The 15070-nt window shown below is 29.1% G+C and carries 22 protein-coding genes; 8 read left to right on the top strand and 14 right to left on the bottom strand.

Annotated features, from left to right (window positions below; all coding sequences use genetic code 11):
- Positions 1-53: 53 nt before the first annotated feature.
- On the bottom strand, positions 54-1334 hold the full coding sequence (locus HV819_RS01450; protein ID WP_176269339.1) for a bifunctional folylpolyglutamate synthase/dihydrofolate synthase: 1281 nt from the start codon (positions 1332-1334) through the stop codon (positions 54-56).
- Positions 1335-1450: 116 nt separating this feature from the next.
- Here HV819_RS01450 and HV819_RS01455 point away from each other — a divergent pair, with 116 nt between their 5' ends.
- Together HV819_RS01455 and HV819_RS01460 are read left to right on the top strand one after the other, a co-directional pair.
- Positions 1451-1963 carry a type 1 glutamine amidotransferase domain-containing protein gene (locus HV819_RS01455; RefSeq protein WP_176269340.1) on the top strand — a complete coding sequence of 171 codons (513 nt, stop codon included), beginning with the start codon at positions 1451-1453 and terminating at the stop codon, positions 1961-1963.
- A complete protein-coding gene (locus tag HV819_RS01460; protein ID WP_176269341.1) occupies positions 1960-2673 on the top strand; it encodes a heparan-alpha-glucosaminide N-acetyltransferase domain-containing protein in 714 nt (237 codons plus the stop codon). The genes HV819_RS01455 and HV819_RS01460 overlap by 4 nt, the downstream gene beginning before the upstream one ends.
- Before the next feature lie 30 nt (positions 2674-2703).
- Here the strand turns inward: HV819_RS01460 and HV819_RS01465 are convergent, their stop codons facing one another.
- The 10 genes from HV819_RS01465 to glmM form a co-directional block, all read right to left on the bottom strand.
- Positions 2704-3165: a Fur family transcriptional regulator gene (locus tag HV819_RS01465; RefSeq protein WP_176269342.1), complete on the bottom strand. Its 462-nt coding sequence runs from the start codon at positions 3163-3165 to the stop codon at positions 2704-2706.
- A gap of 123 nt (positions 3166-3288) precedes the next feature.
- Positions 3289-3666 (bottom strand): 50S ribosomal protein L7/L12, encoded by a 378-nt coding sequence (gene rplL, locus HV819_RS01470; RefSeq protein WP_154541456.1) that lies wholly within the window; start codon positions 3664-3666, stop codon positions 3289-3291.
- 38 nt (positions 3667-3704) lie between these two features.
- Positions 3705-4253 (bottom strand): 50S ribosomal protein L10, encoded by a 549-nt coding sequence (rplJ, locus tag HV819_RS01475; protein WP_154541454.1) that lies wholly within the window; start codon positions 4251-4253, stop codon positions 3705-3707.
- Positions 4254-4452: 199 nt separating this feature from the next.
- Positions 4453-5163 (bottom strand): 50S ribosomal protein L1, encoded by a 711-nt coding sequence (rplA, locus tag HV819_RS01480; protein WP_176269343.1) that lies wholly within the window; start codon positions 5161-5163, stop codon positions 4453-4455.
- A gap of 37 nt (positions 5164-5200) precedes the next feature.
- Positions 5201-5635, bottom strand: coding sequence for a 50S ribosomal protein L11 (rplK, locus tag HV819_RS01485; RefSeq protein ID WP_154541452.1), 435 nt, complete (start codon positions 5633-5635; stop codon positions 5201-5203).
- Between the two features lie 63 nt (positions 5636-5698).
- Positions 5699-6286 carry a transcription termination/antitermination protein NusG gene (nusG, locus tag HV819_RS01490; protein WP_154541451.1) on the bottom strand — a complete coding sequence of 196 codons (588 nt, stop codon included), beginning with the start codon at positions 6284-6286 and terminating at the stop codon, positions 5699-5701.
- 7 nt (positions 6287-6293) lie between these two features.
- Positions 6294-6476: a preprotein translocase subunit SecE gene (gene secE / locus HV819_RS01495; RefSeq protein WP_154541450.1), complete on the bottom strand. Its 183-nt coding sequence runs from the start codon at positions 6474-6476 to the stop codon at positions 6294-6296.
- Positions 6477-6490: 14 nt separating this feature from the next.
- On the bottom strand, positions 6491-6640 hold the full coding sequence (gene rpmG, locus HV819_RS01500) for a 50S ribosomal protein L33 (protein WP_154541449.1): 150 nt from the start codon (positions 6638-6640) through the stop codon (positions 6491-6493).
- Between the two features lie 47 nt (positions 6641-6687).
- Positions 6688-7038: an aspartate 1-decarboxylase (aspartate alpha-decarboxylase) gene (locus tag HV819_RS01505; RefSeq protein WP_176269344.1), complete on the bottom strand. Its 351-nt coding sequence runs from the start codon at positions 7036-7038 to the stop codon at positions 6688-6690.
- A gap of 1 nt (position 7039) precedes the next feature.
- Positions 7040-8380: a phosphoglucosamine mutase gene (gene glmM, locus HV819_RS01510; RefSeq protein WP_176269345.1), complete on the bottom strand. Its 1341-nt coding sequence runs from the start codon at positions 8378-8380 to the stop codon at positions 7040-7042.
- A 105-nt stretch (positions 8381-8485) separates the two neighbouring features.
- Here glmM and HV819_RS01515 point away from each other — a divergent pair, with 105 nt between their 5' ends.
- From HV819_RS01515 to rsmI, 3 genes are all read left to right on the top strand, one after another.
- A complete protein-coding gene (locus tag HV819_RS01515; protein ID WP_176269346.1) occupies positions 8486-9895 on the top strand; it encodes an aldehyde dehydrogenase family protein in 1410 nt (469 codons plus the stop codon).
- A gap of 77 nt (positions 9896-9972) precedes the next feature.
- Complete coding sequence (locus tag HV819_RS01520; protein ID WP_176269347.1) at positions 9973-10674, top strand: tRNA1(Val) (adenine(37)-N6)-methyltransferase; 702 nt, start codon at positions 9973-9975, stop codon at positions 10672-10674.
- A complete protein-coding gene (gene rsmI, locus HV819_RS01525) occupies positions 10664-11482 on the top strand; it encodes a 16S rRNA (cytidine(1402)-2'-O)-methyltransferase (RefSeq protein WP_176269348.1) in 819 nt (272 codons plus the stop codon). Before HV819_RS01520 ends, rsmI begins: the two co-directional genes overlap by 11 nt.
- Here the strand turns inward: rsmI and dhaM are convergent.
- The 3 genes from dhaM to dhaK are packed head-to-tail and all read right to left on the bottom strand — an operon-like array spanning position 11479 to position 13445.
- Entirely contained in the window at positions 11479-11865 is a 387-nt protein-coding gene (gene dhaM / locus HV819_RS01530; RefSeq protein WP_154541440.1) for a dihydroxyacetone kinase phosphoryl donor subunit DhaM, read from the bottom strand. The two genes, rsmI and dhaM, sit on opposite strands and share 4 nt — an antisense overlap.
- Positions 11858-12457: a dihydroxyacetone kinase subunit DhaL gene (dhaL, locus tag HV819_RS01535; protein WP_176269349.1), complete on the bottom strand. Its 600-nt coding sequence runs from the start codon at positions 12455-12457 to the stop codon at positions 11858-11860. Before dhaL ends, dhaM begins: the two co-directional genes overlap by 8 nt.
- A 1-nt stretch (position 12458) precedes the next feature.
- Entirely contained in the window at positions 12459-13445 is a 987-nt protein-coding gene (gene dhaK / locus HV819_RS01540) for a dihydroxyacetone kinase subunit DhaK (RefSeq protein WP_176269350.1), read from the bottom strand.
- 74 nt (positions 13446-13519) lie between these two features.
- On the opposite strand from dhaK, the gene HV819_RS01545 reads away from it, so the two are divergent.
- The 3 genes from HV819_RS01545 to HV819_RS01555 all read left to right on the top strand — a co-directional run bounded on the left by HV819_RS01545 (position 13520) and on the right by HV819_RS01555 (position 15036).
- Complete coding sequence (locus HV819_RS01545) at positions 13520-13831, top strand: hypothetical protein (protein ID WP_176269351.1); 312 nt, start codon at positions 13520-13522, stop codon at positions 13829-13831.
- A gap of 218 nt (positions 13832-14049) precedes the next feature.
- Positions 14050-14481 (top strand): flavodoxin, encoded by a 432-nt coding sequence (locus tag HV819_RS01550; protein WP_154541432.1) that lies wholly within the window; start codon positions 14050-14052, stop codon positions 14479-14481.
- Positions 14482-14490: 9 nt separating this feature from the next.
- Positions 14491-15036: a DUF3793 family protein gene (locus HV819_RS01555; RefSeq protein WP_176269352.1), complete on the top strand. Its 546-nt coding sequence runs from the start codon at positions 14491-14493 to the stop codon at positions 15034-15036.
- Positions 15037-15070 lie beyond the last annotated feature (34 nt).

A 15070-nucleotide genomic window follows, 5' to 3' on the forward strand; every position in this document is an offset into this window, starting at 1 on the left:
CACAAAACTATTTACAGACCTTTCTATTTTACTAATAAAACCAAATCTTATGATTAACTTTCGTCTTCTTCATATTTTAATATCTCACCTACAAGATAAAGGGATCCGCACCATAGAACTAAGTCATTTTCTCTAGCAATTTTTTTAGAATAATCATAAGCCTTTTTTCTATCTTCTATAGGCTTTATATCATTAAATTTTTTTCTAATTTCATTTTCTAGATCTTCTATAGAAAATGCCCTAGGATTATCTATTTTAGTTATAATAATTTTTGAAGCTAATTTACTTAATTTATCAATAATATATGAATAGTCTTTATCTTTTAAAACGGAGAATCCAATTATTAATCTTTCATATTTAAAGAGCTTTAAAGATTTTATCAAGTAATCTATTGATTCTTTATTGTGACTTCCATCTATGAGAACTCTTGGATTTTTACAAATCATTTCTAATCGTCCAGGGTTTGCACTTAAATATATTCCTTTTTTAATAAGTTCATTATCTAAGCTAAAATCTTCTTTAAAATAATCTAATAAATTAATAGCATTCGTTGCATTATATACTTGATGTTCGCCTATTAGTTTAGTTTTAATATTTTTATACTCTCTGTAGTCAAATAAATTATATCTATTATTCATATCCTTTATTTTTATATCATCAAAATTAAAAGTAATTATCTGTGAATTTTTTTCCAAAACCTTATCCCTTATAACTTCAAAAGCTCTCCTTTTTTGTGGATATAAAAATAATGGAGTTTTTTCTTTTATAATTCCTGCTTTATTTATTGATATCTCTTCTATTGTGTTTCCTAAAATATTAGTATGATCCATTGATATAGTTGTAATAAGGGTAGCAATAGGTTTTTTTACAATATTTGTAGAATCTAATAATCCACCCAAGCCTGCTTCAACTACAGCCACATCAACTTTTTTATCATAAAAATACTTATACATTATAGTAGTTAATGTTTCAAAGTATGTATTTTTATATCCTTTTACATCAAGGTTTTCACATATTGGTTTAACCATATCTATATATTTAAAAAAATCATCATCACTAATAGCTTTACCATTAATTGTGATTTCTTCATTTATTTCCTTCATATAAGGAGATGTAAATAATCCACACTTTACTTTCAATGAAAGGGTGCTAGCAATAAAGTTTGCAGTCGAACCTTTCCCATTTGTTCCTGCTATATGAATTACTTTTATTTTATCTTGAGGATCCCCTAGTTTTTTTAATAATTCTTTTATAGCATCTAGGTTTCTTTTTTTACCAGCTGAATTTCCCCTATTATATATCCAATCTAAATAATAATCTTTATCCTTTTTCACTTTTTATCCCTCTCTAATCTGATATAAGTATTATATAATAAAGAAAAAAAATTTTAAATGCTATCATTTTGGGTAATTATTTAAAGTAAGTAACTTAATGGAAAGGAAAAGACCAAATGAAAAAAATTGGAGTTTTAATAGAAAATTATTTTGATGAAAAGGAATTAATATATCCTTATTTTAGATTACAAGAAGACTTTAAGGTAGACTTAATAGGAACTGAAAAGAATGTTGAGTATACTGGTAAATCAGGAAGTTTTAAAATGAAATCAAACATTAGCTCAAAAGAAGCTAATCCTGATGATTATGAAGCTATATATATACCAGGTGGTTTTTCACCAGATGGTATGAGAGGATGTGAAGATACTATTGAATTTATAAATAAAATTCACGAACAAAATAAACCTATAGCAGCAATATGCCACGGGCCATGGGCTTTAGCTGATGCTATTGACTTAAAGGGTATAAAAATGACCTCTGTTCCAAAGATAAAAAATGACTTTATTCATGCAGGATGTGAATGGATTGATGAAGCAGTAGTAATTGATAAAAATATAATCACTTCAAGAACACCTTCCGATATTTCAAAACAAGTTCCTAAATTTGTTGAAATGATTAAAAATAAGTGAAAAGAATATATAACTTAGATAAATTTAGAGGATTTACTATTATATCTATGGTCTTATTTCATTTATGCTATGACATAAATTTATATATAGACCTTGGATATTATAATAATATCCTAATTAATAAGATATGGCAGTTATCTATTGCTGTATCTTTTTTCCTTGTTTCAGGTATCAGTTCTAATTTTTTATCTAGTTGTGATAATATTGTTAGAGGTATAAAAACTTCTATACTTGGTTTTTTAGTAACTACTATAACTTATATTTTTGTAAAAGACCAATTAATTATATTTGGTGTTCTAAATGGTCTTGGAATTTCTATGATTATAACAGGAATTATTAAAAAATATATAAATTTAGATAAAAAATTTTGGTGGGTTTTTATAATATTATTTATATTAACCTATTCTGTACCACATAAAAGAATTTTAAGCCTTACTCTGCCTAGTTCAATTTATGAAATGAATTTATTTTTTTTGGGTTTTCCATCTAATTCATTTTATTCAACAGATTATTTTCCTATAATTCCATGGGTTTTTATCTTTATTAGTGGATATTTAATGGGGAAAATTTTAATTCAAAAAAACTTTTATAACTTATATGGGAAAGACAATCTATTAGCTAAAATAGGTCAACATTCCATACAAATATATTTATTCCATCAACCAATTTTATATATTTTAGTTTACTTATTCTTTAAATTAAAAAAATAAAAGCAGTTGCAAAAATTATGCAACTGCTTATTATTTGTCCTTTTTAGATAAACATGTGGGACATTCCCCACGAATTGTTATATCCACACTATTAATTGAGTAACCTTCCAGCTCGTCTAATTTTAGATTGTCGATACCAACATTCAAATCAAGAATGTCACCACAGTCTACACAAATAAAGTGTGAATGATGTTTATTATAAAAATCATATCTTTTTCTAGATTCGTTAAAATCTAATTCACTTACAATATTATTTTCTACAAATAAGTTTAATGTATTGTAAACTGTAGCTTGAGAAAGTATAGGGTCTTTAGATTTTAGATCTTTATAAATATCATCTGCTGTAGGATGTTTCATATTATTTACCAAATAGTCTAAAACCATTAGTCTTTGATGACTAACTCTAATGCCATGTTCCTTTAAGATACCTTTTTCTCTTATATATCTTTCTTCAGCTTCAACATTGACAAGAGAATCTATAATTTCCTTCATATTATCCTCTTTCCAAAATTAGAACCCTTCAATTTTAATATACATTATATTGAGCAATGTGTCAATAGCAATAAATACACAATAAAAAGGCCCGAAAGGGCCTTTAATGAATTGTACTAAAAACTATGCTAATTCTACTTCTGCGCCAGCTTCTTCTAGCTTAGATTTGATTTCTTCAGCTTCATCTTTAGCTACACCTTCTTTAACAGGCTTTGGAGCTCCATCAACTAAAGCTTTAGCTTCTTTAAGTCCGAGACCTGTAATTTCTTTAACTACTTTGATTACATTAATCTTTGAAGATCCTGCTGAATTTAACATTACATCAAATTCAGTTTTTTCAGCTGCACCAGCATCTGCTGCACCAGCTGCTACTGGAGCTGCTGCTACTGTAGCTTGAGCTGTTACATCAAATTCTTCTTCTAATGCTTTTACTAATTCTGATAGTTCTAATACTGTAAGTTCTTTAATTTCTTCTAATAAGTTTGTTACTTTTTCTGACATTTTAAATCCTCCGATATTTATTTTAATATACTTTTAAATTAAGCTGCTTCGTTTTCTTTTTTATCTCTAATTGCATCAAGTGCATAAACAAGTTTAGCATTGATTTGTGATAAGTCACCTGCAAGTTTTCTAATAGGTGCTTGAAGTGTGTTAACAAGCATGGATGCAAGTTCTTGTTGTCCAGGTAATTTAGCGATAGCTAACATTTCTTCTGGATTTTGGTAGTTTCCGTCAACTACACCTGATTTTATAACAAGCTTTTCTTTGTTTGCATCATCTTGATCAATAAATTTACTTGCAACCTTAGGTCCATCTATAATTTCATCATTTGAGAAAATTAAAGCATTAGAACCTGTTAGCTCATCTTTGAATTGTTCAAAACCAAGTTTTTCAAACGCAAATCTCATCATAGTATTTTTATATACTTTATATTCTGTATTTGCATCTCTGAAGTTATTACGTAATTCTGTTACTTCTTTTACGTCCATACCATTAAACTCTACAAGAGTTACTGATTTAGCGTCTTCAATTTTTTTAACTATTTCATTAACAACTTCTTGTTTCTTTTGAATTGCTTTTTCAGACATATTTCACCTCCTATGGCTTTCCAAGTAGGTATATAAAAATCCCCACAACTAGACGTAATTAACGTCTACATCGGTGGGGATGTAGCTTCTTATTCTCCCACCTATACGGAATAATTAAACTAAGAGTCTCCGTAGTCTTTGGTAGCCTATTTATTTGACTATGATATTATATCACCATAGTTTTAGCTTGTCAATTTTTTTATTTTTCAACCAAGTCCATAGCTCTAGCTGGTGATAGCTTAATTCCAGGACCCATTGTTGATGTTATAGTAATAGATCTTAAATATTTTCCTTTAGCTGAAGCAGGTTTTGCTTTTACTATAGCTGTAAGTAAAGCTCTTAAGTTATCTTCTAATTTTTCTTTTCCAAACGATACTTTTCCACTTGGTACATGAACAAGGTTGTTTTTATCTGTCCTATATTCTACTTTACCTGCTTTTACTTCTTTGATAGCATTTGCTATATCATTAGTTACAGTACCTGATTTTGGGTTAGGCATTAAACCTTGAGGTCCTAATACCCTACCTAATCTACCTACTTGACCCATCATATCAGGGCTTGTTACTATAACATCGAAGTCTAACCAATTTTCTTTTTGAATCTTATCAGTGTATTCGTCACTACCTGCATAGTCTGCACCTGCATTTAAAGCTTCTTCAACTCTATCTTCTTTAACAATAGCAAGTACTTTAACATCCTTACCTGTTCCATGTGGTAAAATTACTGTTCCTCTAACTTGTTGGTCAGCATGTCTTGAATCTACACCCAATCTTACATGTAATTCAACTGTTTCATCAAACTTAGCCTTTGCTGTTTGTTCTACTAAATCTAACGCTTCACTTAGCTCATATTCTTTTTGAGCATCAACTAATTTCTTTGATTCTATATATCTTTTTCCTCTTTTAGCCATTGTTGCCTCCTTGTGGTATAGCGAGTTTCCTCTTCCACTAATCCTCTACGGTAATACCCATGCTTCTGCATGTACCTTTGATCATACTCATTGCAGCTTCTAGACTTGCAGCATTTAAATCTTGCATTTTTGTTTCTGCTATTTCTTTAATTTGGTCAAGCTTAATTGAACCTACTTTCTTTTTGTTTGGTTCTCCACTAGCTTTATCAAGTCCAATAGCTTTTTTAATTAATACTGGTGCTGGTGGTGTTTTTGTGATAAATTCAAAAGATCTATCCGTATAAATTGTCATTTCAACCGGTATTATCATTCCAGCTTGATCAGCTGTTTTTGCATTAAATGCTTGTACGAAATCCATTATATTGATTCCGTGAGGTCCAAGTGCTGTACCTACTGGAGGTGCTGGAGTAGCCTTTCCTGCTGGCACTTGTAATTTTACTTTTGCTTGTACTTCTTTTCCTTTTGCTGGCATATTAAAATCCTCCTTTGTGGTTTATGGCGGGTTTTCCCCTCCCACTTACTTTACGTAAGCCAGTTAAATTTTCTCAATATCTTCAAAACCTAAGTCTATTATAGTATCTCTTCCAAACATTTCTATAAACGCTTTTATAGTTTGCTTTTCTAAATCTACTTCCTTAACTTCTGCTACTGAATCCTCAAAAGGTCCTTGAATAATATTAACATTATCTCCAACCTTTATATCAATATTTACTACAGGCTTATCTTCTTTTATTCCAAATTTCATAACCTCTCTTTTGGTTAGAGGAACTGGTTTTGAATCTGGTCCAACAAATCCTGTTACCCCTTGGGTATTTCTGATTATATACCAAGACCTATTTGTAATGTTCATTTTTACCATTACATATCCGGGGAATAATTTTCTAGTCTTAAGTTTTTTTGATTCATTTTTTACTTCAACATACTCTTCTTCCGGCACTGTTACATCGATGATATCAGGATTTTGTTCATTATCAATCATCATTTGGATTTTATCTTTAACCCTATTTTCGTATCCGGTATATGTGTGAACTACATACCATTTAGGTTGTTTTTCTGAATCTTTAGAATCAATTTTTTCGGTATTGTCTATTTCATTTGAATTATTAATTGAAGTATCTGTCATAGTATACCTACATCATTAATCCAAGTATGTTTCCAAAGACTATGTCTAATAACCAAATGAGAAGTCCTGTAATCACACTGACTATAATAACAAGTAATGAGTAATTTAAAGTTTCATTTTTTGTTGGCCATGTGATTTTTTTAAATTCTCTCTTTGTTGATTTAAGAAATCCATCGTTTTTCTTAGCCATTTAAAAACTCCTTACTATTTTGTTTCTTTATGAACAGTGTGTTTTTTACAGAAAGGACAATACTTTTTAAGCTCAAGTCTTTCTTGAGTGTTCTTTTTGTTTTTAGTAGTATCGTAATTTCTGTTCTTGCATTCTGTGCATTCTAGTTTTACTTTATCTGCCATTAAAACACCTCCTAATTTATATGGATAGTTCCATACAAGCATATATATTACCATGAATTCAGCCATGTGTCAATATTATTTTGATTTTTTTCAAAGCTTTTGTAAAAATCTTCTCTTCTTTTTATAAGAAATTTTCTTAAATCATCTAAATCATGATTTGAAAAACATGTATCTTCATATGATAGTAAAATATCTTCTATATCATCTAATTCAAAAATACCTTTTTCATACATTTTTCCTAAAAGATTGTGATGCTTGTCATAATAAACTTTTGGTGGAAACCCCTCGAGTTTTCTTGTGTCCACTGCTATATAAGACTCACTAGCATAAAATCTATCATGGACAACTAAGACTTTCTCCTTTATATTTATATCTCTTTTAGTAAGGTAATCTTTCATATTATAGTCCAGATTCTTTTATAACTTTTACTACCCTGTCAACTGATTGCTCTGCAATCTCTTTTGTTTCTGCTTCAGCCATTACTCTAATCAATGGTTCAGTACCACTTTCTCTAACTAGGATTCTTCCTGAATCTTTTAAATTTTCGCTCTCTTTTTCTATAATATTTTTTATTTTTGAGTTACTTAATACAGATTTTTTGTCTTTAACCCTTATATTTTTAAGCATTTGTGGGTATATTTTTAAATCTCTTCTTAACTTTGAGAATGTAGACTTACTATCTATCATAACCTCCATTAATCTTAAGCTTGTTAGTATACCATCTCCAGTGTTTGCATATTTTGAAAAAATGATATGGCCAGATTGTTCTCCACCCAATTCATATCCATGCTCACTCATTTCAAGATGAACATACTTATCACCAACTGCTGTTTTACTATAGTTTATGCCTATTTTATCAAAAGCCTTATATAAGCCAATATTTGACATAATTGTAGTTACAACGGTGTTTGATTCTAGGGCTCCTTCGTCTTTCATATATTTTCCACATATATAGAGAATGACATCTCCATCCATTACATCTCCATTTTCATCAATAGCTATACACCTATCGGCATCTCCATCAAAGGCAAAACCACAGTCAAGTTTATTTTCTTTTACAAATTTTTGCAAAACTTCTATATGTGTTGAACCACAGTCTACATTTATATTAAAGCCGTTTGGTTTATTGTTTATTACATAAGTTTCAGCACCCAAAGCATCATAAACCGATTTCACTATTGATGATGCTGCTCCATTTGCACAATCAAGACCAACTTTTTTGCCCTTAAATGACTTGATTACAGTTTGAATAAGATAAGCAATATATCTATTTCTTCCTCCTATATAATCTTGAGTCCTTCCTATATCTTCTCCAGTTTTTAAATCAATATCTTTTATATCAGAGTCAATGTAGGCTTCAAGCTTTTCTAGAAACTCATCATCAATCTTCTCTCCATTTGAGTTTATAATCTTTATACCATTATCATTATAAGGATTATGACTTGCAGTAATCATGACACCACAGTCAAAATCTTCACTTCTTACTATATATGAAACGGAAGGGGTTGTTGTTACATGTAAAAGATAAGCATCAGAGCCAGATGATGTAATACCACAAGATAAAGCATCTTCAAACATATATGATGACCTTCTAGTATCCTTACCTATTACAATTTTCCCCTTACCATTATTATTCTTATTAAAATAATCTCCTAAAAATCTTCCTATTTTTATAGCATGATATAGGGATAAATCCTTGTTTGCATTTCCCCTAAAACCATCTGTTCCAAAATATTTCATAAATACCTCCTACTCGTATATTATATATTATAAATTACTATATTATAACAATCAAGTAAGTTTAATTAAAGACATATTAGGGTAGAAAAATCATGAGGTGATAAGATGAAAAACGAATTATTATATATAAATGGAGAATATATAAAATCATCAAGTCATGATTTTATAGATGTTTTAAATCCTGCAACTGAAGAAGTTATATCTAAAGTTGCCATGGCAAATGAATATGATATTAATCAGGCAGTAAAAGCTGCAAGTAAATCTTTCAAGGCTTGGTCGAAGACAAGTCTTTCTAAAAGAATAGAATATATAGAAAAATTTAAAGAATGGGCTTTAAGTAACGAAGAACGTTTTATTAATACAATGACTGCTGAACTTGGTGTACCTTATAATTTTTCTAAGGAAACTCAATTTATGAAACAAATAAAGAGAATAGAAAATTTTATTAAACAAGTTCAAAGTATAAAATTTAAAATAAAAATGAAAAATGGTTTTGTAAGATATGAACCAATCGGGGTTATCGCAGCGATTACACCTTGGAACTATCCTTTAGGTCAAATTGTTCAAAAAGTAATACCTGCTCTTCTTACAGGAAATACTGTAGTATTAAAACCAGCAAGCATCACTCCACTTACAGCCCATCTATTTGTTGAAGGTTTTGATGAAATAAATCTTCCAAAAGGTGTTTTAAACTTAATTACAGGAGATGGCAGTGAAGTAGGAAATATTTTAAACAAGCATAAGGATATCAGTAAGGTGTCATTTACAGGATCTACCAAAGCAGGAAAAATAGTCGCAAAAGATGCACTAGACTCTGTGAAAAATATTACCTTAGAACTTGGAGGAAAATCTCCTGCAATATTTATTGATGAAAGTCATATTAAAAATGGAGTCAAAACTGTATTAGACAGTATTTTCTTAAATACTGGACAAACTTGTTCAGCCCTGTCAAGAGTAGTTGTACTAAAAAATATTAAGAAAAATTTGATAAAGGAGATATTAAAAGAGGCTAAAAATTATAAGGTTGGAGATCCTAAACTTAAGGAAACAGATATAGGACCTATGTCTTCAAAAGAACAGTATGATAAGGTAATCTCTTATATAAATAAAGGTGTTGAAGAGGGAGCCAAAATAATATTTGGTGAACTCAAAAAAAAATATTCTAAAGGATACTTTATTAATCCTTTAATCTTTGATAATGTAACAAAAGATATGGCAATTCACAAAGACGAAATATTTGGTCCAGTCCTTGTGATAGAGGAAGCAAATAATATTGAAGAAGCAATTGAAATTGCAAATGATGTAGAATATGGACTATCAGCAGCAGTTTTTGGAGAAGAGAATAAGGCACTTGATATAGCCGATGAAATTAAATCAGGACAAGTTATAATAAATTCATCAAATGGTGATATTAATTTACCTTTTGGAGGCTATAAGCAATCTGGACTAGGTAGAGAGGGAGGAATTTTTGGTTTGATGGAATATTTAGAAGTTAAATCAATTCACCTAGAATAAGTATTTTAAGTTAAGAGTTATTGCGTTGTGTAATAACTCTTTTTTGATTAATTTACATATTATTATATAATCAAACTATGGATAAATTAGATTATATACCAAGAACAAAATTAAAGATGAAACATGTGGATAAATCTTATTCGTTTGGAATAGATTCTATAATCTTATCAGATTTTTCTAAAATGAAAAAAGATAAGACTTTAATTGATATTGGCTCAGGAAGTGGGATTTTATCTCTAGCATGTCTATATTACTATAAGCTTAAGAAAGTTTATTCAATAGAAATACAAGATGAAAAAGCTAATCTTTTGAAGTATAACTTAGAAATTAATAAAATAGATAGAATAAAAGTTATCAATGAAGACTTAAATATGCTAGATTTTAAAGAAAATTATGTAGATTATATAATAACAAATCCTCCTTATTACAAAATTGACGCTAATATAAATAACAAAAAAGATGAATTTTTAATATCAAGGCAAGAAATTAAAATGAACCTTGATGATATTTTTTACTTTTCTAATAAAGTTTTGAAAGACAGGGGGAAACTTTTCATGATACACAAACCAGAAAGGCTTGTCGATATTATAAAAAAAAGTAGAAACCTTAAGCTAAAAAGAATTAAATTTGTCCAATCCAAAGCTGAATTAAAGCCTGTTTTTGTCTTATTAGAATTTGTAAAAAATGCTAATGATGGACTTTTATTTGAAGACCCTCTTATCATTTATGATGCAGATGGTAATTACACTGAAAACATGAGGAAAATAAATGGATTATAGTATATATTTTGTACCAACACCTATAGGGAATTTAGAAGATATAACAATTAGAGCTATAAATGTCTTAAAAGGGGTTGATATTATAGCTTGTGAAGACACAAGAGAAAGTAAAAAACTTTTAAATCATTATGATATAAATAAAAAGCTAACTTCATATCATAAGTTTAACGAGAAACAAAAATCCGAAGAAATAATAACAAATGCTAAAGCTGGAATAAAATATGCCATAATAACAGATCAGGGTATGCCCGGGATTTCTGACCCTGGTCATATCCTAATTAAAGAATGTATAAGAAAAAATGTACCTTATACTATACTTCCAGGTGCAAGTTCTATACTTACAGGTCTTATTGCAAGTGGATTTGATAACGAAAGATTTTCTTACTATGGATTTATACCTAAAAAAAAGCAAGATAAAAATAAACTTTACGAAAATTTAAGCAAGGAAAATAAAACATCAATACTTTTAGACACTCCACACAATATTTTAGAAACTATAGAGGACTTTAAGAATATATTCCCAGAAAGAAGGCTTGCCATAACTAGAGAACTTACTAAAAAGTTTGAAGAATATAAGATTTATAGGATTTCTGAAATCAAAGACTCAGACTTAACTTTAAAAGGTGAATTTGTTTTAATACTTGAAAAATCACTTGATAAAAAATCAGATTCCATTAAAAATTATAAGAATGAAATATTTGACATGAAAAAATCCGGTAAATCAACTAAGGATATAGTAAAATCTCTTAGAAAATCTACAGGATTTTCCAAAAATGAAATATATGATTATATCATAAGTTTAGACTAAATTTTACTTTTTGGATAAGACTCAAGATAAGATTTAATTTCTTCTAAAGTTTGCCCAGCTGATGCATTAACTGCAACTTGAACACTTGTTTCAACCAGTGGTGTACCAGCAAGGTAAACTTTTTCTTTTTTAGCTTCATCAAGCATATCTAATGCCATTTGACAATTAAGCATAGAAGAGCCTAAATCAAAAAATACAACTAGTCCATCATCATGTATATTTTCATTCATGAGCTTATAAATCTCATCGAAATTCGATCCAATATTTCCCTCCTTATCTCCTCCACTTATTACTATATTAACATCTGATGTCATTTGCTTTAATATATCTTTTAGTCCCTCAACTAATTTTCTACTATGACTTGTAAGCAATATATTAACCATCTAAGTCTCCCATCAAAGTTTCAATCATTAAGTAAGATGAACATGCTCCTGGATCTATATGGCCTATAGACCTATCTCCAAGATAAGATGCTCTGCCCTTTCGTGCTTTCATCTCCTTTGTATCTTCCATTTTCTCCTTAGCTAATTTTACTATTTCGCTATATGGCTTATCTTCACATAAAGCTTTTGAAACAGGCTCTAGTACATCAACCATAGTTTTATCATTAATTTGTGCTTTTCCCCTCATGATAACTCCGTCTAGTCCTTTGCTAAAAGCATCTGCAAATTGTTTTTTATTAATGTTGTCACTATCATCTAATCCTTGGGCAAATTTCATAAAAAAACTTCCATATAGAGGACCACTTGCACCACCTACATTTGATATAAGAGTCATAGCAATTTTGTTTATTAACTCTTTCACACTTTCAAAGTCATCCTCTAAGATGATTTTTACAGCTGTAAACCCCTTTGCCATGTTATAACCATGATCTGCATCCCCTATTTGTCTATCAAGCTCTGTTAAATATTCTTTATTTTCAATTATAGTATCTGACATATCAGATATTTTCTTCTTTATATTTTCTATATCCATATTAACTCCTAACTACATCAACATCTTCATCTAGTAGACTTAAAATTTCGTCATCAACTTTAAATAGACTGATAGAAAATCCTGCCATATCCATACTAGTCATATAGTTTCCTACATAAGTTCTTAATACTTTGATATTTTTTTCTTTCAAATAATCTGACAAGTAATTATTTACTATAAATAGTTCCATTTCAGTAGTTTGTCCCATACCATTAACCATTACTACAAAATCACCATCTATATTGTCATAATCCCTTAATATGGTATCAATCAATTCTTTAGTAATTTCATCAGCACTTTTAATCTTTTCTTTTCTGATGCCAGGCTCACCATGGATTCCTATTCCTATCTCCATTTCTTCGTCAGAAAGATTAAAACTCTCATTTCCAGACATTGGATTTATACAAGCTTTTATGGCCATACCCATAGATTTTATATTATTTACTATTTTATTTGCCATAGATTTTATATCTTTAAGATTTTTACCATTTTTAGCCATAGCACCTAGTACCTTATGAACAAAAATTGTACCTGCTATACCTCTTCTACCAGTAGTAAAACTAGAATCTTCTACAGCAACATCATCATCTACAATTATATAATCAACATCTATCCCTTCCATCTCTGCCATATCTTTTGCCATCTCAAAATTCATTACATCACCAGTATAATTTTTTACAACCATAAAAACTCCTTCTCCAGAGTCGGCTTTCTTAATAGCCTTTAATATTTGGTCTGGTGTTGGTGAAGTAAAAATATCTCCACAGACGGCACAATCAAGCATCCCATCTCCTACATATCCAGCATGAGCTGGTTCATGACCACTTCCACCTCCTGAGATGAGTCCTACTTTTCCTTTTATAGGCAAGTCTTTTCTACATATAACATGACTATCTTCAATTAACTCAACCTTATTTGGATTAGCCTTTACTAAACCTTGTAACATTTGATCAATAATTAAATTTGGGTTATTAATAATTTTTTTCATATCTAATCCTTTCTATTACTTCTATACCCAAAAAAAGATTAGATAAAAGGTGTATAATAAATAAGAGTGATATTATGAAGATAAAATTTGATGAAAAATCTAAAAAATATATTAAGAAAAATAAAATAAAAAATATTGTAATTCAAGTTGATAGAAATTCTAAACAAGCATGTTGTGGACTTGGATCCATTGATTTTGAAGTTTTTATAAATTCTAAGCATAAGGTTAAAAATTTTAAGCATATTAATAAAAATGATTTGGAAATTTATTATGAACCAAGCCTTGAGTTTTACTTTAAAGATGATGACGAAATTCTAATAAAAATTATAGGATTCTTAAATTTTAAAAAATTATATGTGGCAAACGAAATAAACGTTCTTAAATAATTTAATATTCTAAGACTTTAGATATAATTTTATATATATTTTTTTATTTAAGTGCCTATTTCTAATATTTTTATACGATAATTATCAGTAAATTTTATATATTTTATTATAATATTTAAAAAACTTCTTGACAAATATAAAATTGACGTGTATTATAGAGCTAGATATTGATATAGGTTATCAATATCAAATAATTAATAACACTCAAGGAGTACACAATGAAAAAAGTTGCAGTAGTTTATTGGTCAGGAACTGGTAATACAGAAGCTATGGCCGAAGAAATATCAAATGAATTAAAATCAAAAGATATTGAAGTAGAATTACTTGGACCAAGTTCATTTACTAAAGATGATATTGAAAAGTACAATGGAATTGCTTTCGGATGCCCTGCTATGGGAAGTGAAGAATTAGAAGAAACTGAATTTGAACCAATGTTTGCTGATATTGAAAGTTCACTTTCAAATAAGCCTGTGCTTTTATTTGGTTCATATCAATGGGCTGATGGTGAATGGATGCAAACATGGCAAGAAAGATGTGAAGCTTTAAATGTAAATCTTGTAAGAGACGGACTTATTGCTTATGATTATCCAGATGATGATGCATTAGAAGAATGTAGGCAAGCTGCTGATAAATTAGCGGAGTCTATCTAGGGGCTATAAATGAATGAAGAATTGTTAATTAATTATGCATCACCTACTCTTGCTAATAAGAAAATAGCAAACTTGTTCACCTTTAAGAATACCAAAAACTTAGATATAGAAGAAATGGTAGCTGAATGGAACAAGGTACTTAATGAAAAGAACGTGTATGTGGAAATACTTAAAAAATCTAGTTCTTCTGCTCAAATCTATACATATAGACCTTCAAAGCTTAAATACGTATTAAATGAATCAAAAACAAGAACTCTCCTTAATCGCTTGGGATACAATACAAGTGATATGAACTTATGTATAGAATACCTAAAAGTTAGAATTAAGAAAATTGATTTTCCACATGAAATTGGTATCTTTTTAGGATATCCTTATGAAGATGTAACAGGCTTTATCAACAATAAAGGTAGTAAATTTTTAGCTAATGGCTATTGGAAAGTTTACGAAAAGAAAGAGCAAAAACTTAAAATCTTTAATAATTACAACAAAATCAAAAAATCTTATAAAATTCTTTTTAATCGATATAAGGATATAAGAACTTTATGCATATCTTAACAATTCTTACTAAAAATTATAAGTCTTGCAACAA

Origin of the sequence: Anaerococcus faecalis, from assembly GCF_013371425.1 — a bacterium.
GTDB lineage: Bacteria > Bacillota > Clostridia > Tissierellales > Peptoniphilaceae > Anaerococcus > Anaerococcus porci.